Raw genomic sequence first — 23144 nt, 5'->3', positions numbered from 1 at the left:
CCCTATGTATCTTTTAAAATATATAATTGACAAAAAGCGCTTTCAATAATATGATTAAGTCAGTTGGTAAATTAAATTAACTAACCAACCAATAAGTGTTATCAAAAAACCTTTCTCGGTTAGTTAAGTAAAAACACTTTTTCCTTAGGGGGAGACAATATTGAAAAACAAATGGCTAGGTATTGCAATGACGGCTGCTCTTACACTTGGTTCTCTAGCAGGTTGTGCAGGAGCGAAAGAGGAAACGACGAAATCTGAAGGTGGAAATGGAAATAAGATTACCTATTGGGCTCCGTTCTCTGGTGCAGATGGCCCGCGGATGAAGACGATTGTTGAAAACTACAATAAGTCGCAGGATCAATACGAAGTGGATTTTCAAATTGTACCTCAGTCAGATTATTATAAAACCGTTGACCTTGCTTTATCCGGTCAAAAGAATGCACCTGATGTGTTAGTCATGCATACAGATCAGATGAAAAATTATGCTGATAAGAATTTATTAAAAGACTTAACCGATACGATTGACAAGACTGCTGTTAAAGCAGAGGATTATTCCGAAACGGCTTGGAATGCGGGTAATATTGATGACAAACAATATTCGATTCCGTTGGATATCCATCCATTAGTTATGTATTATAACAAAGATTTGTTTGAAGCAGCTGGTTTAGACCCGGAGAATCCGCCAACCAATCGTGAAGATTTCGTCGAGGCGGCTAAAAAGCTGACGGATTCTTCAAAGAATCAGTACGGCTTTGTAGTTCCGACACTTTGGCCAAATCAGTTCATTTTCCCGACGATCATATTCCAAAATGGCGGCGAGTTAATGAAGGATGGCAAGCCAAACTACAACAGCCCTGAAGCGGTGGAAGCATTAACGTTCTACAGCGATCTGATTCACAAAGAAAATGTTTCGCCTAAAAATGTTCAACAAGATGGTGAAGTTACCTTATTCTTGCAAGGCAAAAATGCGATGCACCTAAATGGTCCTTGGATGATGGAGCAATGGGATAAAGCCGGCATCAACTATGGTGTAGCAGAAGTTCCGCAGCTTGGAACAAAAGAACAGGCTGTGTATGCTAACGGACATAATTTCGTTATCCCAGCAACTGTAAAGGATGAAGAAAAGTTAGAAGGTATTTCCGATTTCTTGAAATTCGTTGCGGAGAACACAATGGAATGGGCGAAATCAGGACAAGCACCAGCTTCAAAAGCGATTTATGAACAAAACGAGGAATTCAAAGCGATGAAGCAGCAGCCGATTGTAGCATCAGAATTTGAATATGCGAAATTTGCACCAGTGGTTGCGAACTGGGGTCAATTATCCGATCCTCTATGGGCAGAAGTAAACCTTGCCCTGCTAGGACAGAAGGACCCGAAAAAAGCATTGGATGATGCAAATAAAAAGGCTGAACAATTATTGAATAAGTAACTAACATTGGAGGCGGACGGGTGGCACTATTCATTCGTACGTCTCCCTTATTTTTAAAGACAACGAGGTTGATTGGAGAGGAGTACGACCGCGACCCCTCGTACCTAGTTCTGATCAACAATCAACTGAAAGGAGGAAGAGAAATGAGTAAATCAAGCTGGAAATCACAATTGACATCAAGTCTGTTTGTTCTTCCTTACTTGTTTTTGTTTGTTGTTTTCCTTTTAATTCCCATAGGTTATGGTGCATGGATGAGTCTTCATAACTGGGATTTGCTCAATCCAGAGCAAGAATTTGTCGGGTTCAAAAATTTTCTGAATATCTTTAATACTGATTCATATTTACATGACCTATTTTTCGAAGGATTAACGAATACCTTCCAATTTGTTATCTTCAGTGTTCCGTTATTGATCATGGTAGGATTGGGACTGGCACTTTTGGTAAACGCATTACCAGGCAAATTCAAAGGTTTTTTCCGTACCGTGTACTTTGTTCCTTATGCGGTTTCCGTTTCCGTCGTAGCGATCATTTGGTTATGGCTGCTGGATACAAACAGTGGATTGTTCAATCAATACCTGATGAAATGGGGTCTGCCAATCATTCCGTGGCTCACCGATATCCCGTGGGCTTGGGTTTCACTTGTCATGGCCACACTCTGGTGGACGATTGGTTTCAATATGGTTATTTTCATTAATGCTTTAAATGATGTATCTGAGGAATTATATGAAGCTGGCTCGCTTGATGGAGCGAACCGCTGGCAGCGTTTCTTTCATATCACGCTGCCGAGCATCAAACCAACGATGTTATTTGTAAGTATTACTTCAACAATCGCTTCATTTAATATCTATGGTCAGCCGTACTTAATGACACGCGGCGGCCCGGGAACTGAAACAAAGGTGTTATTAATGAACATAGTGGATGAAGCTTTCAAACAGCGCCAATTAGGAAATGCAGCGGCAATGTCCTTATTAATGGCACTAATCATGATTGTTATTTCTGTCTTGCAGTTCCGAATCACCAATCGAAAGGAGTAGACCAGCATGGAAAGTAAAACATTTAAGACATTCATCGTAATTTTAGCAGTCCTCATAGGCTTGATCTTTATTGTTCCGATTTTATGGATGCTGGCTACTTCCTTTAAGACGGATCAAGAAGCCTTCACGGCAGGGATCAAATGGCTGCCGGAAGTATTCACGCTTGAAAATTATCAGTATACATTAGCTGGAAATACCGATACACCGGTATTGAAATGGATGGGTAACTCACTGTTTGTCGGGTTTGTCGGTACGATGATTGTCCTTTCCGTCGATACGTTGGCAGCATATGGACTGGCCCGTCTTGATGTCCCGTTTAAAAAGACACTTATCAGCATTTTTATTGGATCATTGACGATTCCGTGGGTGATTACATTTTTGCCATTATATATGGAATTCAATGCACTAGGTCTTTTGGACACATATGCGGTATTAATTCTTCCGTACTCTGCAAATGCCTTTGGCGTATTCCTACTTTATCAATATTTTCGCGGATTTCCTAAGGAGCTGGAAGAAGCGGCGTTCCTGGATGGTGCAAACAAGTGGCAAGTATTCGTGAAGGTTGTCCTGCCTTCTTCTCGTCCTGTTATCTGGACATTAGCCATCTTTACCTTTATGGGTATCTATAATGACTTTTTATGGCCACTCGTCACAACGAACTCTCCTGAAATGAGAACGATCACAACAGGGATTGCCATCATGCAGCAAGGAAGCTTCGTTTCTTCACCGGGAAGGTTGATGGCACTAACATCAATCGCAACGATTCCGGCCGTTCTATTGTTTATCATTGGCCAGCGCTCCTTTATTAAAGGTGTGAATCAAAGCGGAATTAAATAGATTCTTAAATTTTTGGGAGACAAAACCGTTAGGAAGGAATGAGCACACATCATGTCAGTACCTCGTAATGAATATCCAAGACCGCAACTGGTTAGAAAAGATTGGCTAAATTTAAATGGCGAATGGGATTTCGCCTTTGATGATAAAAACATTGGTGTAAAGGAAAAATGGTTTCAAAAAGAAAGTGCATTTGATCGAAAAATTACGGTTCCGTTTGCGTATCAAACAAAGTTAAGCGGCATCCATGATCCAACTTTCCACGATCATGTGTGGTACCGTAGGGAATTTACGGTTCCGGCTGGCTGGAATCAACAGAATGTCGTTTTACACTTCGGTGCAGTAGATTACCGGGCATGGATCTATGTGAACGGGCAGTTTGCCGGTTTCCATGAAGGAGGGCATGTAAGCTTCTCTCTTGATATTACCGATTATTTAACTTGGGGTAAGGAAAGTCTGGTTGTAAGAGTGGAAGACCCTTCAACAGATGAGACCATTCCTCGTGGAAAGCAATTTTGGGTTGAAAAATCAGATTCCATTTGGTATACCCGTACCACTGGTATTTGGCAAACCGTCTGGCTGGAGCCGTTATGCCAGACAAGTATCTCGAAACTTAGGTTAACGCCAGATATTGACCGTGGAGATATTACCCTTGAGTTCGAGGTAGCGGGTGAATGTACGAACAAGAAAGTAGACATCGAAATTAGCTTTAAGGGCGAAAGGATCGCCAAAGATACCGTTGAAGTGTTTGAAGTTTATAATAAACGCTCAATCAATCTGTATAATCGAAAGGTATTCAGAACAGCGTTCCACCATGACGGCTGGAACTGGTCACCAGAAAATCCAAACCTGTTTACTTTCAAGGCCACTTTAAAAGATGAAGAAACGGTCTATGACGAGATTGATTCTTATTTTGGCATGAGAAAGGTTCATAGTGAAAATGGAATGGTCTACCTGAATAACAAGCCATACTATCAGAAACTAGTCCTAGACCAAGGCTATTGGCCAGAGGGATTGTTGACAGCCCCAACGGACGAGGACCTGAAAAAAGATATTGCACTTGCAATAGAAATGGGCTTTAATGGATGTAGAAAACATCAAAAAGTAGAAGATCCACGCTTCCTTTATTGGGCAGACCAACTAGGTTTCCTTGTTTGGGGGGAATGTGCTGCCTCAGCTTCTTTTAGTGAGGATGCCGCTGCCAGATTGACGAAGGAATGGATTGAAATCATTGAACGTGATTATAATCATCCGTCAATTGTCGCCTGGGTTCCGGTAAACGAAAGCTGGGGAGTTCCATTTATTAAAGGGAATAAACAGCAACAGCACCATTCGTTAGCGTTGTACCATCTCATCCATTCTCTTGATCCAACACGCTTGGTGATATCGAATGATGGTTGGGAACAGACGGTAACCGATATTTGCGCGATTCATAATTACAACCACGGTTCAGCGAATGAAACGGACAAATACGAGGACTTTAGGGAGTCCCTTTCGACGAAAGAAGCTCTCCTGCAGTCCAAGCCAGCAAGACGAGGAATTTATGCTGACGGCTTTGAGCATAAAGGTGAACCGATCCTGTTAACTGAATTTGGCGGCATTGGCTTCAAGGTCGGCGAGGACAATGGCTGGGGCTATACATCCGTAAAAGATGAGCAGGAATTTACCGCTGATTATCTTAGAATCATGGATGCGGTTTATGCTTCAAAGGCACTGCACGGCTTTTGCTATACCCAGTTAACAGATGTTGAACAAGAAATAAACGGGTTATTATCCTATAACAGAGAACCAAAATGTGAGCTATCGAAGATCAAAGAAATCAACGATATGTGGCATTCCGATATTATTAAATAACAAGACATGATAGAATCCTTTCTAAAAAAGGCGCGAATTTAGCGAGGAGCGTCCTTTTAGAAAGGTTTTTTTATTAAATGACTGGTAGGAAAGAGCTTGACGTTACCGTTAAAAAACTGGTAATCCGGTTCTAGAAAAGGGGTGAAGTTTCGTGAGCAACGATAGTAAAACCGGAAGCTTCGAACGAATGAAACAGCATAATCAATCAACGGTTTTAAACACGATTCGTTTAAAAGAACCGATTTCGAGAGCCGATATTGCTAAATTAACCAAGCTGACGAAACCAACGGTCAGTACAATGGTCAGTGAATTAATTGAAAAAAACCTGATTACAGAGGAAGAGGCTGCTAATTCAACGGTGGCGGGCGGCAGAAAGCCGTTTCTGCTGCGGATTAATTACTCGGCCTATTATATTATCGGGGTTTATGCTGCCGCTGAGGTTGTACGAGTTGTTATGAGTACAATGGATGGAAAAATTGTAACGGATTACAGTAAGGAAATGACCGAACTTCCGTCAAAAGATGAATTTATGGACATGATTATCAATAATATCCATGATGTACTAAAACGTTCACGGATTGAAAGTGATTTAATTCTGGGAATTGGTTTTGCTATGCACGGGTTAGTTGACCCGGATGAAGGTGTCGCCATCTTTTCTCCGCATTTGCATCTAGAGAATATTCCCATAAAGGAAACCTTGGAAAAAGAATTTAAGCTTCCTGTCATGGTTGAGAATGATGTTCGTGCGTTAGCGATAGCAGAAAGCTGGTTTGGACAAGGACAAGATCTCTCAGATTTCATCTGCCTTAGTGTCGGGCTAGGTATCGGTTCCGGGATCTTTATTAAAGATGAAATCTATAAAAGCCCTTTTAATACGGGCGGGGAGATTGGACATACGATTATTGAAGTAAATGGCCCAAAATGTGAGTGCGGGAATCATGGCTGTTTAGAAGCATATGCCTCAGAAGCTGCTATTGTTAAAAAAGTGGAAAGTGAGTTAACTAATCATCAAGATTCCATTCTTTCCCAATGGATAAAGGATGGCAAGAATAAACTCACGTTAAAAATGATTTTTAAAGCAGCCAAGGAAGGCGATCTCTTTGCTGTATCGATCTTAGAAGAAAGCGCGCGCTCGCTCGGGTTAGCGGCAGCTAATATGATAAATATTCTTAAGCCATCCAGACTCATTTTAGAAGGATATATTTTTGAACAAGGAGATTTTATTGTATCCCCACTCAAAAAAATGATTGAAAAATACACATTTAAAAGTCCCCACGAGGAAATTAACGTCGTTTGTTCAACACTAGGAAAAACAGGAATGGTCCTAGGAGCAGTCACACTAGTATTACACAAACTGTTTAAAACAGATAATTAAAAGGAAGCAAGGGGACGGTTCTCCTGCTTCCTTTTGCCTTTATTATATAAAAAATGAATGCACTATTTAAACAAGTTTATCAAAAGCAATGAAGCTGGATTGGAAGAATACATAATGGCATTCTGCTTGTTCAAAAATATTTGGCGAAAAGGACCTAGTTTCTGAATGGCCAAAAGAAAAAGAATGGTATGGATATTATTTGTATTTTTAACGGTAAATATTTTAATTTATTTGCAAAGAATAAAATAAAAGAGACCACAAACGATAAGTAGTCTCTTTTTAGATCGGTGTTTTATCTAGGTGTCCTAATATAATTCTCCTATTAGGCAATATTATTCCTTATAGTGGGATTTTGGGGGACCATGTTAATGAAAATGATAAAATATTCGAAGGTATTGTTAGTAATGATGAGATACTTCCTTGCTTTACTGTCCCTTTGTATTAGAAGAATCGTTTTTTATCAAGTGAGGGGCAGTTATTTGTGCTTGGCATTAGTGTATAAATTAGGTGATGTTTCGTGCACCGCGATGTGCAAAAAACCATCACCTTTTCCCTTCTTATCTACCTAACTCATTAAAATGCAGTAGAACCGTCCCCGTGCACTTCCCGTGCACTTTCTTTGACAAATCTATTATATTTATATATTGTTTATTCAAGATATTTGAATTGAAAGTATCTAGTTTAAGATATGTAAAAGGGGATTTATATAAATGAATATATTGGTAGTAAAAGCAAATAATCGTCCAGCGTCAGACGCTGTTTCGAGTAAAATGTATGAAACTTTTATGGATAATATAGAAGGTGCAAATGTAACAACTTTTGATGTATTTACTGAAGATATGCCTTACTTTGGTCAAGACTTATTCAATGCATTTGGAAAAGTACAATCAGGCGAAGAGATGACAGATTTAGAAAAACGACTTCTTGCAGCAAAACAAAAAGCAATGGATGCTCTTACAGCGGCTGATTTAGTTGTATTCGCGTTTCCATTATGGAACCTAACAATCCCAGCACCATTACAAACGTTTATCGATTATGTGTACCAAGCAGGTTTCACTTTCAAATATGACGTAAATGGCCAACTGGTACAGTTAATGACAGACAAAAAGGCAGTAATCCTAAGTGCGCGCGGTGGTATTTACTCAACACCAGAAGCAGCACCAATGGAAATGGCAGCGACTTACATTAAGAACGTTGTAGGCGGAGTCTTCGGAATGGAAATCGTAGATGAAGTCATCATCGAGGGCCACAACGCAATGCCAGCACAAGCGGCAGACATTATTGCAGAAGGACTAGAAAAAGTAAAAGAAGCTGCTAGAAAACTATCAGCAGTAGCAGTTTAATAGGGTGACGCAGGGACGGTTCTCCTAGTATGAACGAAAATTTTAAGTCCTTACTCAAAAATTTCGTATAGGCATCTCTTTTAGGCAACCCAAAGAGAGGTGCACATTTTTCATGTTTCCTCAGAGAATTGGCTCTGTTAAAGAATATTGATTGATAATCAAATATACATCAAGGACCTTAGATTCGGTCCTTGATGTTTCTCTACTTAAAGTAAGCTCCTGTTGAATTCGTTCAATCAATTAATCGGAGTTTATATTGTATTCGTTCCAGAATTGGCTTAATATCATATCCTGTTGCCTGCTTGCCACTCCGATTAACTCCCAACTATAGTCCATCTTTTTCGAGAGCTTTTAACCATCTATTTATTTTGCTGTACAAAAAAAGCCGAATAAAGGGCACTTTACATGTCCTTTATTCGGGTTGAATGATTTGCTATTGTTGTTTTCTATTTCTTCCAAACAGGAAGGATAGTGCTCCGGCGATTAGTAAAGCTGTTCCGGTTAGTAGATAGTTAAATTGATTGGTTGCGGTGTTCGGAAGGGTGTTTCCGTTTTTAGTCACAGCATTAGTTTTTCCACTAGGCTGTTTGGAGTCAGCTCCCGGTGCTCCGTTTGAATCCCCGCCAGAATTGACCGGTCCGGGTCCGATTGGGTCAACTGGACGGCCAGGTTGTTCTGGTTCTGTTGGCGGTCCCTCTTGGCCGCCATCATTTGGATCTGGAGCTTGGCCGTTTTCGCCTTTTACAAACGTCCAGATATCTGACGTTGTTCGTCCAGTGAAGGCATCCTCTGCAACTGCATACCACGAATACGTTTCTCCTTCTGTCAAGCCTTTCCACATCGTTTGGGCTGTTTCCCCGCTCGCTACACCTTGATCTTTGCCAATTTCCGCATCACTAAAGACGTTGACTGCAAAGTAGTCTGTTGCTACTTGCTTGTTGACGGCAGCTAAATCTAATTCGATGACAAATTCGTCTTTTCCAGGATAGGCATCGGTGTCATAGTAATTATAGTCATCTAAATACGGTGAATACGTATTTACGACGACACGGTTATTGTCCTGGTCGAAATGGAGCAATCGCATATATCCTTGGCCGCCTTCAGGTCCTGCTTGATAATCCGCAAGCATCTGGTACACTTTCCGATCTGGTGTACCATCACCGTTGTCATCAAGCTCGTTGATATAGGTTTGTGCCTCGTGGTAATGGCCGCTTAAAACAGCTATGACGTTTTCATTTGGAACGACGATTTCATTATATAGTTTTTCTCCAAGTGGATGTCTCGTTCCAGTTGCCAGTAAATATTCATGAAAGCTTAAAATCGCTTTCCGGTCTGGATGGGCAGCTAGGACATCGTTTACCCAAGCAATTCCTTCATCCGTCACACCCCAGCCAAGGTAAACCATAATATAATCGTTTCCGCCTGCAGAAATTAAATCATAGTGGCCGCGATTATTAAGATAAGAATCGCCATAATATGGTTTATCTTCAAAACGGTCGGCACCAAAGTATTTGTAATAATCCGTGTAGTCGTTATTGACCTGGTTCACATCATGGTTTCCAGCTAATACACCATACGGAATTTGGTGCTCATCAAGAACGCCCATGTATTGATCGGCATAATTCCATTGACTGACATCTGTTGAAACATTGACCAAATCACCAGTATGGAAGACGTATTCGATTTTCATCTCGTCCTGTTTTTCCGCAATCCACTGTGTTTGACGGTCAAAAATATAAGGGAAGCTTTCTGCATAGTATTGTGTATCTGACATCCACACAAACGTATAATCATATTCGTCTGGTGTGCTTGGAATTTCATCCTGGATGAGAACATTGACTTTTTGGTCCTTCATAAACTCACTTACATCCACATTTCCTGATAGTTCAAAGTCGTTTACTCCGGCGATTTGATAATCAATGAGTGCCCAATCTCCTTCTTGGTGGTTCCACGCATACATCGAAACTTTACGGCCTTCGAGTGATTTTCCCTTCCAATAGAGTTCAACTTTGTCCTCGGCGCCAACTGAATCATCGACCGTGACATCAAAACGATGGTACGGGAATTGAGTGTCAGAATCAGTGGTTAAGTAGTTCCCGTCTACAGCACTGACAAGTGACTGATCTTCTGATGTGAAAGCTTGTTCACCTACTGGCGCCATTGACTGCGGCGGTTCTGTATCAGAAGCATGTTTAAAGCCTTTCACCACACTTGGCATACCGGCATCATACTGATAGCCTTGGTAGAAGGTAACGTCGACCTCATCTCCGGTCGGATCGGTTACTTTTACCTTTAGTGTCGGGTCGCCGGAAACATGTTCACCGTTTGCGGGTGACACCCCTTCAGGCTGCTCAGGATTTTCGTTCACAACCGAGAAGTGGACGATTAACTCTGTGGTGTTCCCAGCGTGATCGGTTCCCTTGATGGTTACTTTATGGTTCCCTGGGCTTAATTTCGATGAAGCCGTTTCGTATGGCAGGGTGATTTTTTTATCATCAAGGAATGTTTCTACTGTTTTTACTCCGGCAATTGCATCCGTCACATTGGCTTCAATGATAAACGCACCTTTGTACTCCTTGCCCTCGGTCAGATTCGATTCAATAACGGGTGCCGTGTTATCAACCAGAATCTTGACTGCTTTTTCCTCATCTGTATCCTTCACTAGCACTGAATGTTCGCCGTCCGGGATTAGAGTGGTATCCCAGTTGACTGTTTTTGAAAGGGCATGCTCTTCTTTAATCGTAAAATAAAAATCGACAAACGGGTTGGCATCATTCATTTTTAACACTTGAGTTGGATTAGAGTTGGATGGATCGGTTAAAACGGTTCCGTCGGAAAGAACAAGGCGGACGTTCTTCAAATCATAATCATCCCGGTTTTCTAACGATCCCAAGTCAAACGGCGTTGCTTTATTACCGGACCGAACCGTTAGTACATTGTCTCCAAGCTGCAAACGGTCGGGCACAATTGGAATACTGAAGGTTTTCCATTGTGTTAACCAGTCACCATCCATGAGATAAAGAATTTCGTCGCCCATGGTAACGGCGTTCTGGAAGTACGTATTAAGGCCGTTAACATCAAAGGCAAAATAAGCTGTTCGTTCCAGGGACTGATACGTTTCGCTCTCAAATTCCGTTCCATCGACGGAAAGGGTTACGTCTGCAGGAGCGTCCGTAGCTGAGGTTCCTTTTAGGATTACTTGTCCGTTAAGGATCTGGCCCTCGTTCACGTTGAGGCGTAAACTCGATTGGTCATGGTCATTTGTCACCTTGATTTGCTTGTGCTCACTGGTTTGTTCATTTGTTCCGTCAGAGGCGACGAAATAATAGTCGACTTCCTCTTTCCCGATGATCTCAGGTGAGGGGATGATCGAGTGATAAAGCGAATCGTGGGTATCTTTTTGTAATATTTGCATTTGATAGTCTGATTGTCCGGAAATTTTATAAAACAAGCGGACAGATTTGACCTCTTGGTCGTCTTTTACATCGGCGACAATCCTGATATTTTCTTTCTCAGAGGTTTCTGTTATAGCTGTTCGATTATCAATAATAGGAGCAAGGGTATCCTCTGGCAATTGAACACGTTGTTTTGGAACCTGATTGGCCTCCACTTTACCAGGAGACGCGTTGTCAATCATCAGTTTATTTTGCTGTGTCGACTGATCGAGGGGATAGCTGTACATGATCCCTTTATTGGCAATGGTATCGTCAACATTTGGTGCGTCATTGTAGTAGGCAAGGGCAATTTCTTTATGCGTGTTTGTCCCAATCACCAGGCCGCGCATGCTGCTGTTTGCCATCCCACCCGTGTAAATCCGGACAATGTTTTGGTTTTCAACGAGATTTTCCCCATAATGGGCATTGAAATCAGCTACTGTTTTTTCTGTATTTTGGTCGTTGATGATCCAGAATGTGAGTGTTTCTCCGGCAGGAATGGTGACTTCCTCAGGAACCGAAGGCCATACTACATCCGTACCAGGGTCCGTTCCGTAACGATAATACAACTTGTAATCTTTAAAATTAATCTCTTTATTGCTATTGTTGTAGATTTCGATAAACTCATAGCCGTCGGCTGTCCCAACATTCGATGAATCCGGCACCAATTCGGTCACTAGCAGGTATGGAACCTTGTTATAATCAATGTTCTGCTCTTTTACCAGAATGGTGTTTTCTGTTGAGGTTTCCACGTTGGCGCCATCGGTTGCTTCGATGTAGTATGTGACATCATCGGAGACGCTTGCTGCCGGAATCTCTGCTGTAAAGAGGTTTGCGTCTTCTGGGCTTGGATTCATTGATAATACAGTGAAATGCTCAGCCGTTTGTTCCTTGTAATAGAGGGTGACGAGCGGTACGGACAGATTGTCCGTTACCTTGGCCTCAATCTTTATTGGTAAAAAAGCTTCACTTTCTTGCACCGGTGTATGGTCAATGACCGGTGCCACTGTATCTTTGGCGGGTTCTGGGATATGGACAGGTACTTCAGGAACCTGGTCACTACTCGTTGAACCTGGCATCGGAGCGGCTAATCCTTGCAGCTTTTCCATTACTGTACCTGAGAATGGGAATTTATATTGAATACCTGCTCCCGTATTATCATTATCACTTCCTAAATAACTAGCTGAAATGACTTCTGCCCCTTGTTGATTTTTTAATACAAGTGCTCGGTTGCCGCCGTTAGCAAAGCCAGGGAAGGTGTCGGTAAACTCGATGACTTGGTTTGCTGTTAGAGCCGTTTGAAAATGCTGGTTAAACTCAGCCAGCATTTTCTGGCCATTATTAAACCAGAAAACGAGTGTTTCGCCTGGTTCAATGGTGGTGGCAGGTATTTGAAAAGGCAGTTCTTTTCCAGTGTCTGTGTAGTAATAAATGAATGAATAATTGGTTAACACTTGCGGTTGATCACTGTTGTTATGAAGCTCAAAGTATTCATAGTAATCTGTACCGCCGCCAGCGGAGTTAGGTGAAATCTCCGTAATCAATAACGGTGGAATGGCATTGTAATCAATTTTCTCTGGGGTTTTGATCGCCACTTCCATCGGGTTTTCTTTTGAAAAAGCAACACGGTTGTTTTGGTCGCTTGCTTCTATGTAATAGCTTAGTTTATTGGTAGTCAAAGAGTTTCTAGGAATGATTGCCTCATACGTTTGATTAGCCACTTGGGCCATTTTTATTTTTATAAAATCAGTTCCCGGTTCTGTTTGATAGTAAACAGAGGCAGAGAGATCATCATGATCATCCGTAATTTGTGCGGATATGACGAGATCGTCTGAATTATTTGCTTCTGTAACGGGAGTATGGGTAATCACTGGTGCTTGATGTCCCGCTGTTATGACCTCTTGGGCTGGAACTTGCTCGGGAACAAGAGTGCCTGGTGTTGGCTGTGTTTTTGTTGCGAGCTTGGTCATTTCGATACCATTCGCCGGGTATTGGTATTGAACTACAAGACCACTTGCTATATCGTCTAGTAAATAGTTGGCTAGGACCAGGTCATTTCCATTCGTGTCTTTGATGACGACGGCTCGATTGCCGCCGTTATAAAAATTAGGTGCTCCGTCGATTTGGACCATTTTGTCGGTTGGCACATTGGTTTGATAATGACTGTTGAAATCCTCCACGGTTTTATGGTTCGAATTATGCCAGAATACCATTGTCTCCTTTGGTTCGAGGGTAACAGGAGCAAATGTCATGTCTACATCTGCTGTTCCGCTTCCATCTGTATAGCGAAGACTGAAGGTGAAATGGTCTAATAAGACCGGTTGATTCGTGTTATTGTATACCTCGAAATATTCATAGTCATCCGCTCCTGCATTATTTGGCATGATTTCCGTAATCAGAAGGGATGGGAGAGACTGGTAATCTACTTCTTGTTTTTCAATGATATCTTCTTGTGGTTCAGGGACAGCAGACTGTTGTGTTTCTACGGATTCTGGGTCTTCTTCTAGCGGCTCCGATGTAATCTCTTGCTGTTCTTCGATGGTTTGCTCTTCCATGTTTTGCTGGTCTACTGTAGTTTGCGGCATTTCCTCAGTTGGCGTAGGAGGAGAGATGACCTGAACCTCATTTTCATTCTCCTGTATCACGGTTCCTGTTGAGTTGCCCTCTGCAAAAGTGACCTGGGACGGAACGGATAAACTCAAATTTGAAGCGAAAATAACAAGCGAAGCCGTCACAGCAAGTCCTTTTTTCTTGTGGGTGGATTTTCTTTTCGTCTTTTTCACAAGTACCTCCTCATAAACAATTCAATAGTGTAGGCATATACCTCCCTATTAGCATAACGACCTATTATTAAGAGAAATTAAGAATAGTGTAAAATTTCGGTAAATTCGACATGGGTTCGACATGGGGACGGTTCTCGTGCACCTTTTTGGGGTGGTGTTACACGGGTGTTACACGGGGACGGTTCTCGTGTTCCTTTTTTTGGGTGCACGAGGAAGTTTCGGTCCTCTTACTTTGGTACTAGATGAAGTGCCTATTTTAAATGAAGTTCTAACCACTCTTCATGCTCTTTTTGCGTCGGAAATGAAGTGGTGCAGGGACCTCATTAACTATATCAAATCCGTACACAGACTTTACAAGGAATTAATATTCAGATGATATGATTGGTTTACTACTCGATGAGGAGGCAGATTAAATGCATGTACGGGCAATATTTATTGATATGGATGGTACACTGTTAAAATCCTCAAACCATATTTCCAATCGAAATATGCAATCGATTTACAGGCTTATGAAGAAAGGGGTCAAGGTTTTTCTAGCGACTGGCCGACACTATGAGGTGACCGCTCCTTACCATAAAGAAGTAGGGTTAGACACGCCGATGATTTGTTTGAATGGTGCTGCTATTCACGATGCAGGGACAGGAAGAGTTACGCAAATGCGAACCGTCCAAGTAAATGAAGAAAGATTTCACCATTTGACTACTGAAAATCCTTGTAATGTTATTATCCATACTGCGAATGGGCTGTATTGTAAGGAAACCAATGAAGAAATCGATTATTGGACGAAAGTAGGGAAAATTCCGCCGCGGTATATTGGTGATCTACGAAAGGCAGATTATCAAGATGTACTAAAAATTAGTGTTCGGACAGGTGAACCTAGTCCTGAATTTTCCGCTTTGTTTAAAAAGGAAGCAGATGTCATCAATTGGGATGACGGCTTTGAGTTAGTTGCGCAGAACGTTTCCAAGTGGTCGGCAATAAAAAGCATTATACGTGATTTACGAATTAGTCCAAGTGAAGTGATTGCCATTGGTGACGGGCCTAATGATATAGAGATGCTTCGACATGTCGGTATGGGTGTAGCCATGGGGAACGCCAGTGATGAGGTAAAAGCAGTCGCTGATTATGTGACAGGACACCACGAACATGATGGATTAGCGGAGTTTATTAATCATTATCTGTTTCGTTCATTTAACTCAAATGTGATATAGGTTTCATGGAAATGCGGGGACGGTTCTACTGCTTCCTTTAGGAAGCAGTAGAACCGTCCCTGTGCTTAAATCGATTGAGTGAGAACTGAGAAATATCGATGTCGTTTTTTCCTGAGGTGATTAAATTGCTTAGGGCTTGTCCGACTGCACTGCTAAATTTGAATCCGTGGCCGGAGAAGCCTGCTGCAATCGCAACATTGGAATACTTGGGATGCAGGTCTATAATAAATTTTTCATCAGGGGTAACGGTATACATGCAGGTTTTCCCATACTTTAACTGTCCAATATCAGGGATATAGTGTTCTAAGAAATGCACCAAATCTCCTTCATCCTCTGCTAATGCTCCAAATCCTAACATTTCCTGATCCGGATGGATTGGGTCTCCCCCGTCATGACGACCAACCTTCAAACCGGCCCCATCAATACTTGGAAATCCATAATAAAGTCCTTGAGGTGTCTCAAATGCAAATGCTGGAAAGCTGTTCGAACGATAGAGATTTTCATCCGCATCAAACCAAGCAAAGGTCTTTCTTATTGGTGTAAGAGGGAGTTCCAAATCTAACATAGAAAGGAGGTCACCGGACCATGCACCTGCTGAAACAACCAACGCATCTGAGTAAAACGTTTTATCGTCTGTTTTGACCGTTACTTTTTCATTATGAATCATGATTTCTTTTACTCTGCTATTAATCTGAATCGTAGCACCGTTCATTTCAGCAAGCTCTTGATACGCTTTAATACTCTCCTCACATTTAAGGACTCCTGAAGTAGGTTCAAAACAGCCAACAAAATCTCTCGGTATCGTAACGTGCGGCCAGCGGTTTTGCACGTCGAGTGGTTCCAAGACTTCGAGCGGTAATGAATACTTATTAGAACTAGCGATCACATTTTTAAGAAAATCAGACTCTCTATTCCCAACACTGAGAACCCCGGTTGGGATTAATAATTGCTTACCTGTCATTCTTTCTAATTCAGTCCATAAATCACGTGCTTTAAGAATAAAGGGGACATATTCCTCACCTTCGGCATATGCATAGCGGATAATCCTTGTTTCTCCGTGGTGGCTCCCTTTGTTGTGAGGGGGGCTAAAAGAATCTAGTAATAAGGTTTTTTTCCCACGCTTGGATAAATAATATCCCGCTGCCATTCCCATTGAACCTGCCCCAATGATGATTACATCATACGTCATCCTATTAACCTCCATTTATCTTAATATTCATACTAAAAATATCTCCATTATACTCTTAAAAATTGAACCATGTGAAGGTGTACACTTTAACTAAGGAAGCCTAACGACAAGAGCAACTGACTTTGGTTGGTGGAGAAGGTTTTTTGAAAAAATAGTAGAATTTTACTTTAAGGCGTCACAATGGGTATTTGATAGAAAAGATGGAAGAAAAGGATGTTAAATAGCATAGGGGTTATGTAGATGGGAAAGTTGATGAAAATTTGATTAGTATAACGATTGTTTTGGCTTATGCAATAATGGCCACATCGTATTATGATCTTATAGAACCAGAGAATACGATTATTCAATCATTTTTCACTATAGACAGTGGGGTTCTGTTATGGATTGTGTTATTAACTAGATTACCCATCATTAGTATGATTGTCATTATACTATTTCTAATTGGGAAGTATGTCCTATTTCAAAGGCACTTTATAATTTAAATATAATCGGTTCCCCTTATTAGCAGAACTTACCGCACGGACGATTGTATCGAATCAATTTGAAGTGTTAATTGAGGGTCATCGGGAACAGACCATTCGCAGAAACCAAATCGTAAATCGATATTTGGGTAACTATACGTGTTTAGGCGATGAAACAGGCATCTTTCGTTGGTTGCTATTACCAGGCAAGATTACAGGTGCTGAATTTGAAACGATAGCTGCACAGCAGGGAGTACAAGTGTATGGGGCTGAACGTTTTGTCGTTGGAAATAGTTGTCCAGAAAGAGCTGTAAGGCTGTCTGTCTGTGCACCGAAAACGCTCGATGAGCTTGAGAACGGTTTGATGATCCTTAAATGTTTGCTTAACGAAATTAGCTAATATTGTTTGCCATACAATTCTCGTATTGTATGGCTTTTTAGTGCGTGTTATGATGATTCAAATCAGTTGGAGGTTTGTTCCTAGAAAAGGGGGGGTAGAGAATGGTGCAGAAAGATAGTGTAAAAGCGTTAGAGGCCCAAACAGCCTTGTTGCAAAGCTACGTTGATTCTTCAGAAAAACAACAATCGTTATACAAGCGTACCTTATTTGTTGTCAGTATTTCACAGGTTTTTGGCGGTGCAGGGTTAGCAGCAGGCGTTACGGTGGGGGCACTTCTTGCAAAGCAAATGCTCGGTACGGATGCGTATGCTGGACTTCCTTCCGCTTTACTGACTTTAGGGTCGGCAGGAGCAGCTTTATTTGTTGGGAGACTTTCGCAAGCGTTTGGGCGACGGACAGGTCTAACAACGGGTTTTATAATCGGTGGAGTTGGAGCAATCGGAGTCATCATGGCAGCCATCATCAATAGTGTTTTCCTTTTATTTACTTCCCTGCTGGTTTATGGTGCAGGGTCAGCCACCAATTTACAAGCTCGATATGCAGGTACAGACCTAGCAAATCGTAAACAGCGAGCGACGGCTATTAGTATGACAATGGTCTTTACCACATTTGGTGCCGTTGCAGGTCCAAATCTGGTTAGTGTAATGGGGAATTTCGCTATGTCTATTGGTGTTCCCTCTCTTGCTGGTCCTTTCATTTTGGGAGCAGCAGCCTATATCTTAGCAGGTGTTGTTCTTTTCATCATGCTTCGTCCAGATCCATTAATAATCGCAAGATCGATCGAAGCGGCCAACCAGGAATCTAGTGATAAAGGTCATTTGGCAGCAAGTGAACAGACAGAAAACAAAAGAGGCATCTTCGTTGGGGCAACGATCATGGTTCTGACGCAAATTGTTATGGTAGCAATTATGACCATGACACCCGTTCATATGATGCATCATGGACATAGCTTGGGGGCCGTTGGTCTTGTGATTGGATTTCATATCGGTGCCATGTATCTTCCTTCATTGGTAACAGGTGTCCTTGTTGATAAGTTGGGGCGTACTGCGATGGCGATTGCTGCTGGAACTACGCTGCTTCTGGCAGGCTTGGTCTCAGCATTTGCACCAGGGGATTCTATCGTTCTTCTAATCATTGCCCTTTCTTTACTAGGATTAGGATGGAATTTCGGTTTGATCAGCGGGACTGCACTTATTGTTGATTCAACTAGCACAGCCACACGAGCTAAAACGCAAGGATCTATCGATGTTTTCGTTGCCTTGTCAGGAGCTGCTGGAGGAGCCATGTCCGGAGTGATCGTAGCAGGTTCAAGCTTCCTCACATTATCATTTATTGGAGGGGTTTTATCCTTATTACTCATTCCAGTAGTAGTCTGGTCTCGTAGGTGACACGCAGGGACGGTTCTACTGCTTCCTTAAGGAAGCAGTAGAACCGTCCCTGCGTCACTTTTCTAAAAGATGGTGTGTTTCTCGGTATTTTTTTGGTGTTACTCCGACGATTTTTTTGAATACTTTTGTGAAGTAGCTTTGGTCGTTGAAGTTTAGCATGGAACATATTTCTGGAATAGGGGTTTTACTAAAGGCGAGCAGCTTTTTGGCTTCGTCTATTTTGGTTTGTTGAATGTATTCGCTGACCGTGATTCCTACTTCTTTTTTAAATAGACGGGACAAGTATTTTGCGTTTAATTGGACCTTATTCGCTATTTCATCATGGCTGATTTCTTCGTAGATATGTCTAAAAATATAGTCCTTGCAGAGTGTAATCGTCGTCGAAAACCGGTCATCTTTTACCTGTTTTACCTTTTCGGCAAATGTATAAAGAACGTCCCTCGCTAAGCTTCTAATCTCATCTAAGCGATTCAAATCCTCCAACTGCAGGATAAAGCGGTCATGTAAGGAAAAAGCAATCTCTTCGTGCACTCCGCCTTCAATGGAAGCTCTGGAAACTAAGGTGATTAAGGTGATAATATGATATTTTACCGAACGAATAAAGCTTGATTTAGATAGCAGATTAGCAACCTCTTCTTCTTTCACAAAGGGGAAATCCTTTAAATCCTCGACTCTTCCTTCCCTGATGACAGATAAAATTTCCTTCTCGAATAAATGGTCGGGATGCAAGGTGTTCGCTTGCAAATTCTCCGATACCGCTAAGTTCACTTGTTGACTCTTTTCCTTCTCTTCCGCCGCTTCATGAATTTCAGACGTAATCACTGATTGAGCAGCAAGCAGTTCGTGATTAAACAGTAGATTGGCAAAAATACTTATATTGATCAATTGGTTCGTTTCGATAATCGGCAAAGACATGAAATAATGAAAGACCTTTTCTTGATAAAAATAAGCCCGCCAGTCATTGATCATGCCCCTAATGACATCCTCGGATAGTGGATGTGGAAGTGTAGGTCCAATCAGCAAGGTTCCCTGAAATACTTCTTCCTGGATGACGCTGATTAAGATCACTTTCTCTGAAAACACCGATTTTTTAATGACTGGAAAACTGAATATTTTACCAGGGTCAAAGTTTAATGGGTTAAAGAACTTTTCTTTTTGATTTTCATTTAGAGGATTTAGACCATGATCATGTAAGTCTTCATGAATAATCTTACCTTCAGGGCTGACGAAAAGCAGAGGCACATGAAATGTCTCTTTTAAGAGGATGAACTTGTCTACTAGCGAGTAATCGTTAACACCCATTTGAGCCATCTCCATCTAAAAAATTTTATTGCTTATTCTCAATAGTACAAAAATAGTAACCAAAATACCATAACGATTCTAATGCGGGTGTTACTATACTAGTGAAAGCGGTTAAAAATAGTGAATTTTTTATTCATTGTACTAGATTTATCAAGCTGAAGTATACACCTCTTTCAGCTAAGTCGAAACTCGCGTGGAAAGGAATGGTTTGAATGAAGTTTAAAAACCCAGTCATTAGTGGCTTTCACCCAGACCCGAGTATTTGTAGAGTAGGGGGAGATTTTTATTTGGTCACTAGTTCTTTTGAATATTTTCCGGGGATACCCATTTTTCATAGCAGCGATTTAGTTAATTGGGAACAGATTGGTCATGTATTAACACGTGAAAGTCAGTTACCGCTAAAACGTGTCCATTCTTATACCACATCACAGGGGATATATGCTCCCACCATTCGCCATCATAATGGCCGGTTTTATGTGATTACCACAAATATAACGATTCGAAAGACCTTCTATGTATGGGCAGACCATCCAGAAGGTCCATGGTCAGAGCCGATTTTTATTGAGGATCTGGCAGGCTATGATCCATCTTTGTTTTTTGACGATGATGGAAAAGTATATTTAACTGCCGCTGGTTTCCCCGGGTTCGGACCTGATGGAATCCTGCAAGCAGAATTTGATATTGAGTCCGGACAACTTTTAAGTGAGTGCAAGTTAATCTGGGAAGGAACAGGTGGAAGTTCACCAGAAGGGCCGCATTTATATAAAATCAATGACTGGTATTACTTATTGGTCGCTGAAGGTGGAACGGAAAATGGGCATATGGTGACGATTACGAGAAGTAGAAACCCGTATGGTCCGTTTGAAAGCAATCCAAATAACCCCATCCTCTCCAACCGAAGCACGAAGCTGCCGATTCAGGCAACCGGTCATGCGGATTTAGTGCAGGCTAGTGATGGATCATGGTGGTCTGTGTTCTTAGGATTTAGGCCGGTGAAAAGTACAAAGGTTCATCACCTAGGAAGAGAAACCAATCTAGCACCGGTAGAATGGTCAGAAGAAGGCTGGCCGATGATTGGAATTAATGGAAGAGCTGAAGTAGAACATGAGACCAAATCACTTCCATTAGGAGAGCCTATTCCGTGGCAGGAAAAAGAAGAGTTTGAGACTGCTTCACTCTCTCCGACTTGGAATTTTTACCGTCATCCAGCTCAGGGTTCATGGTCGCTAACGGAAAGGAAGGGATCATTAACGCTCTATGGCCAAGCCTGCACCTTGAATGACTATGAATCTCCGGCCTTTGTTGGCCGCAGACAGCAGCATTTCAACTGTGAAATTTCAACATGGATGGAGTTTTCCCCTAATGAAGAGGGAGAGGAAGCGGGTTTGACCGTATTTATGAACGAAAATTACCATTATGAAGTGGCCAAAACCCTGAAACGAGGAAAGTCTATTCTTCTTTTTCGCCGCCGTGTGGGAAGTCTATGGAAGGTAGAAAAGGAAGTAGAGTATGACGAGTCCACTGTTGGTTTAATCGTAAATGCAACGGAAACGAGCTTTACCTTCAGCTATCGAAAAACAACGGATGATCTGGAAGTGATAGGCAGCGGCGAGACGGCCCTACTGTCTACACAAGTGGCGGGAGGGTTTACTGGACTATATTTCGGCCTGTATGCAACAGGAAATGGAAAAGTTTCGACTACGCCTGCCCGTTTTGACAATTTTCATTATGTCCCTAGTGGAGAAAATTAATTTTTATACGGTAAGTAAAATGACCTGAAAGGACGGAATGATTATGAAAAAATTTAGCGAGGATTTTATGATGGGAGCTGCTACGGCAGCCCACCAGGTAGAGGGAAACAATGTCCATAGTGACTTTTGGGCAATGGAGCAGGTTCCATACACCATGTACACGGAACCGTCTCTAGAAGCAGTGGATCATTACAATAAGTTTAAAGAGGATATTCAGCTGTTAGTCGATACTGGATTAAACACCTATCGATTTTCAATTGAATGGGCACGGATAGAGCCTACGAAAGGAAATTTTGATCAAAAAGAGATCGAACATTACAGAGAGGTTTTAGCATTTTGTCACGAAAAGCAGGTAACGCCGATTGTCACCTTGCATCACTTTTCTTCACCAAAGTGGTTAATTACCGAGGGTGGATGGGAAAGCGAAGCAACGATTGAATACTTCGGAAACTACAGCCGCTATGTGGTTTCGGAATTGGGCGATTTAATTCCTTATATTTGTACGATTAATGAGGCGAATATGGGGAAGCAAATTGCGAAAATCATGAAGAGAATGATGGGCACTAGTGGCAGCGATTCATCCAAAAAAGGTGATATCCAGGTTGGCCTTAATGTTGAAACGAAGGAGAAAATGGAGCAGTATTACCGAGCTTTGGGTGAAGCATTTGAAATGGATCCTCGAAACATCCAGACGTTCCATAATCCTCGAACGGATCATGGTGAGCGTGTCGTCATGAAAAGCCATGAAATCGCGAGAAGGGTGATTAGAGAAGTAAATCCAGCCATTAAAGTGGGAATTACGCTTTCGCTTTATGACCATCAAGCGTTACCTGGCGGAGAAAAGTTTGTAGAACAAGAGCAGCAGGAAGATTTCTTCAACTATCTGCCTTACCTTCAAGAAGATGATTTCTTAGGTGTTCAGAATTACTCGCGAAAAATTCACGGGCCTGATGGTTATCTGAAACCGGATCAAGATACGCGATTAACGAAAATGAATTATGAATATTATCCTGAAGCTTTAGGAAATGTGATAGGTTTTGTTTCCAAACATTGGAGCAAGCCGATTATTGTTACCGAAAATGGTGTATCTACCGACCACGATGAAGAAAGAGTAGAGTTTATCGAACGGGCATTATCGGGTGTCCAACAATGTATAGAAGAAGGCATCAACGTAATCGGGTATACTTACTGGTCATTGTTAGATAATTTTGAATGGCAATTGGGCTATGACCAGACATTTGGATTGATCGCTGTTGATCGAACCTCACAAACGAGATATCCAAAGGAAAGCTTAGCTTTTTTAGGAAATATTAAAAAGTCTGGATTTAACGGCTAAAGGGAAAAGTAGACCATTAA

General features: G+C 41.7%; 13 protein-coding genes and 1 pseudogene. 11 read left to right on the top strand and 3 right to left on the bottom strand.

All coding sequences use genetic code 11. The features are described 5' to 3' along the window. The first annotated feature begins 160 nt into the window (after positions 1-160). The 6 genes from BTR25_RS18570 to BTR25_RS18545 all read left to right on the top strand — a co-directional run bounded on the left by BTR25_RS18570 (position 161) and on the right by BTR25_RS18545 (position 7869). A complete protein-coding gene (locus BTR25_RS18570; RefSeq protein WP_254842746.1) occupies positions 161-1429 on the top strand; it encodes an ABC transporter substrate-binding protein in 1269 nt (422 codons plus the stop codon). 143 nt (positions 1430-1572) lie between these two features. Continuing rightward, positions 1573-2463 carry a carbohydrate ABC transporter permease gene (locus tag BTR25_RS18565; RefSeq protein WP_075689540.1) on the top strand — a complete coding sequence of 297 codons (891 nt, stop codon included), beginning with the start codon at positions 1573-1575 and terminating at the stop codon, positions 2461-2463. Positions 2464-2469: 6 nt separating this feature from the next. Beyond that, complete coding sequence (locus BTR25_RS18560) at positions 2470-3300, top strand: carbohydrate ABC transporter permease (protein ID WP_075689539.1); 831 nt, start codon at positions 2470-2472, stop codon at positions 3298-3300. A 51-nt stretch (positions 3301-3351) separates the two neighbouring features. Beyond that, positions 3352-5151, top strand: coding sequence for a glycoside hydrolase family 2 protein (locus tag BTR25_RS18555; RefSeq protein ID WP_075689538.1), 1800 nt, complete (start codon positions 3352-3354; stop codon positions 5149-5151). 151 nt (positions 5152-5302) lie between these two features. Continuing rightward, positions 5303-6526, top strand: a complete 1224-nt coding sequence (locus BTR25_RS18550) for an ROK family transcriptional regulator (RefSeq protein ID WP_075689537.1) — start codon at positions 5303-5305, stop codon at positions 6524-6526. A 710-nt stretch (positions 6527-7236) separates the two neighbouring features. Then, positions 7237-7869: an FMN-dependent NADH-azoreductase gene (locus tag BTR25_RS18545; protein WP_075689536.1), complete on the top strand. Its 633-nt coding sequence runs from the start codon at positions 7237-7239 to the stop codon at positions 7867-7869. 433 nt (positions 7870-8302) lie between these two features. On the opposite strand, the gene BTR25_RS18540 is transcribed toward BTR25_RS18545, so the two are convergent. Next, positions 8303-14086: a lamin tail domain-containing metallophosphoesterase family protein gene (locus tag BTR25_RS18540; protein ID WP_075689535.1), complete on the bottom strand. Its 5784-nt coding sequence runs from the start codon at positions 14084-14086 to the stop codon at positions 8303-8305. A gap of 413 nt (positions 14087-14499) precedes the next feature. Here BTR25_RS18540 and BTR25_RS18530 point away from each other — a divergent pair, with 413 nt between their 5' ends. After that, positions 14500-15297, top strand: a complete 798-nt coding sequence (locus BTR25_RS18530) for a Cof-type HAD-IIB family hydrolase (protein ID WP_075689533.1) — start codon at positions 14500-14502, stop codon at positions 15295-15297. 37 nt (positions 15298-15334) lie between these two features. Here BTR25_RS18530 and solA read toward each other — a convergent pair whose 3' ends face one another. Then, complete coding sequence (gene solA / locus BTR25_RS18525) at positions 15335-16486, bottom strand: N-methyl-L-tryptophan oxidase (RefSeq protein ID WP_075689532.1); 1152 nt, start codon at positions 16484-16486, stop codon at positions 15335-15337. Between the two features lie 454 nt (positions 16487-16940). On the opposite strand from solA, the pseudogene BTR25_RS18520 reads away from it, so the two are divergent. Continuing rightward, positions 16941-17347 (top strand): annotated as a pseudogene (locus BTR25_RS18520) (PLP-dependent aminotransferase family protein); the annotation flags it as partial. Positions 17348-17448: 101 nt separating this feature from the next. Beyond that, a complete protein-coding gene (locus tag BTR25_RS18515; protein ID WP_075689531.1) occupies positions 17449-18735 on the top strand; it encodes an MFS transporter in 1287 nt (428 codons plus the stop codon). 54 nt (positions 18736-18789) lie between these two features. On the opposite strand, the gene BTR25_RS18510 is transcribed toward BTR25_RS18515, so the two are convergent. Then, entirely contained in the window at positions 18790-20037 is a 1248-nt protein-coding gene (locus BTR25_RS18510) for a helix-turn-helix domain-containing protein (protein ID WP_075689530.1), read from the bottom strand. Between the two features lie 212 nt (positions 20038-20249). Between BTR25_RS18510 and BTR25_RS18505 the strand changes: the two genes are divergently transcribed. After that, the gene (locus BTR25_RS18505) at positions 20250-21788 is read left to right on the top strand and encodes a glycoside hydrolase family 43 protein (RefSeq protein ID WP_075689529.1); all 1539 of its coding nucleotides are present in this window, start codon (positions 20250-20252) and stop codon (positions 21786-21788) included. 43 nt (positions 21789-21831) lie between these two features. Beyond that, positions 21832-23124, top strand: a complete 1293-nt coding sequence (locus tag BTR25_RS18500; RefSeq protein ID WP_075689528.1) for a glycoside hydrolase family 1 protein — start codon at positions 21832-21834, stop codon at positions 23122-23124. The last annotated feature ends 20 nt before the right edge of the window (positions 23125-23144 follow it).

Origin of the sequence: Bacillus sp. MRMR6 (assembly GCF_001940785.1) — a bacterium.
Classification (GTDB): domain Bacteria; phylum Bacillota; class Bacilli; order Bacillales; family Cytobacillaceae; genus Neobacillus.
Note: the sequence above shows the minus strand (reverse complement) of the source record. Positions and strands in the feature narration are given on the sequence as shown.

Excerpts from the sequence above, each read along its gene's own strand:
- BTR25_RS18515 (WP_075689531.1), top strand. The coding sequence starts at position 17,449 with ATGGTGCAGAAAGATAGTGTAAAAGCGTTAGAGGCCCAAACAGCCTTG.
- BTR25_RS18505 (WP_075689529.1), top strand. The coding sequence starts at position 20,250 with ATGAAGTTTAAAAACCCAGTCATTAGTGGCTTTCACCCAGACCCGAGT.
- BTR25_RS18510 (WP_075689530.1), bottom strand. The coding sequence starts at position 20,037 with ATGGGTGTTAACGATTACTCGCTAGTAGACAAGTTCATCCTCTTAAAA.
- BTR25_RS18555 (WP_075689538.1), top strand. The coding sequence starts at position 3,352 with ATGTCAGTACCTCGTAATGAATATCCAAGACCGCAACTGGTTAGAAAA.
- BTR25_RS18565 (WP_075689540.1), top strand. The coding sequence starts at position 1,573 with ATGAGTAAATCAAGCTGGAAATCACAATTGACATCAAGTCTGTTTGTT.
- BTR25_RS18545 (WP_075689536.1), top strand. The coding sequence starts at position 7,237 with ATGAATATATTGGTAGTAAAAGCAAATAATCGTCCAGCGTCAGACGCT.
- solA (WP_075689532.1), bottom strand. The coding sequence starts at position 16,486 with ATGACGTATGATGTAATCATCATTGGGGCAGGTTCAATGGGAATGGCA.
- BTR25_RS18500 (WP_075689528.1), top strand. The coding sequence starts at position 21,832 with ATGAAAAAATTTAGCGAGGATTTTATGATGGGAGCTGCTACGGCAGCC.
- BTR25_RS18560 (WP_075689539.1), top strand. The coding sequence starts at position 2,470 with ATGGAAAGTAAAACATTTAAGACATTCATCGTAATTTTAGCAGTCCTC.
- BTR25_RS18530 (WP_075689533.1), top strand. The coding sequence starts at position 14,500 with ATGCATGTACGGGCAATATTTATTGATATGGATGGTACACTGTTAAAA.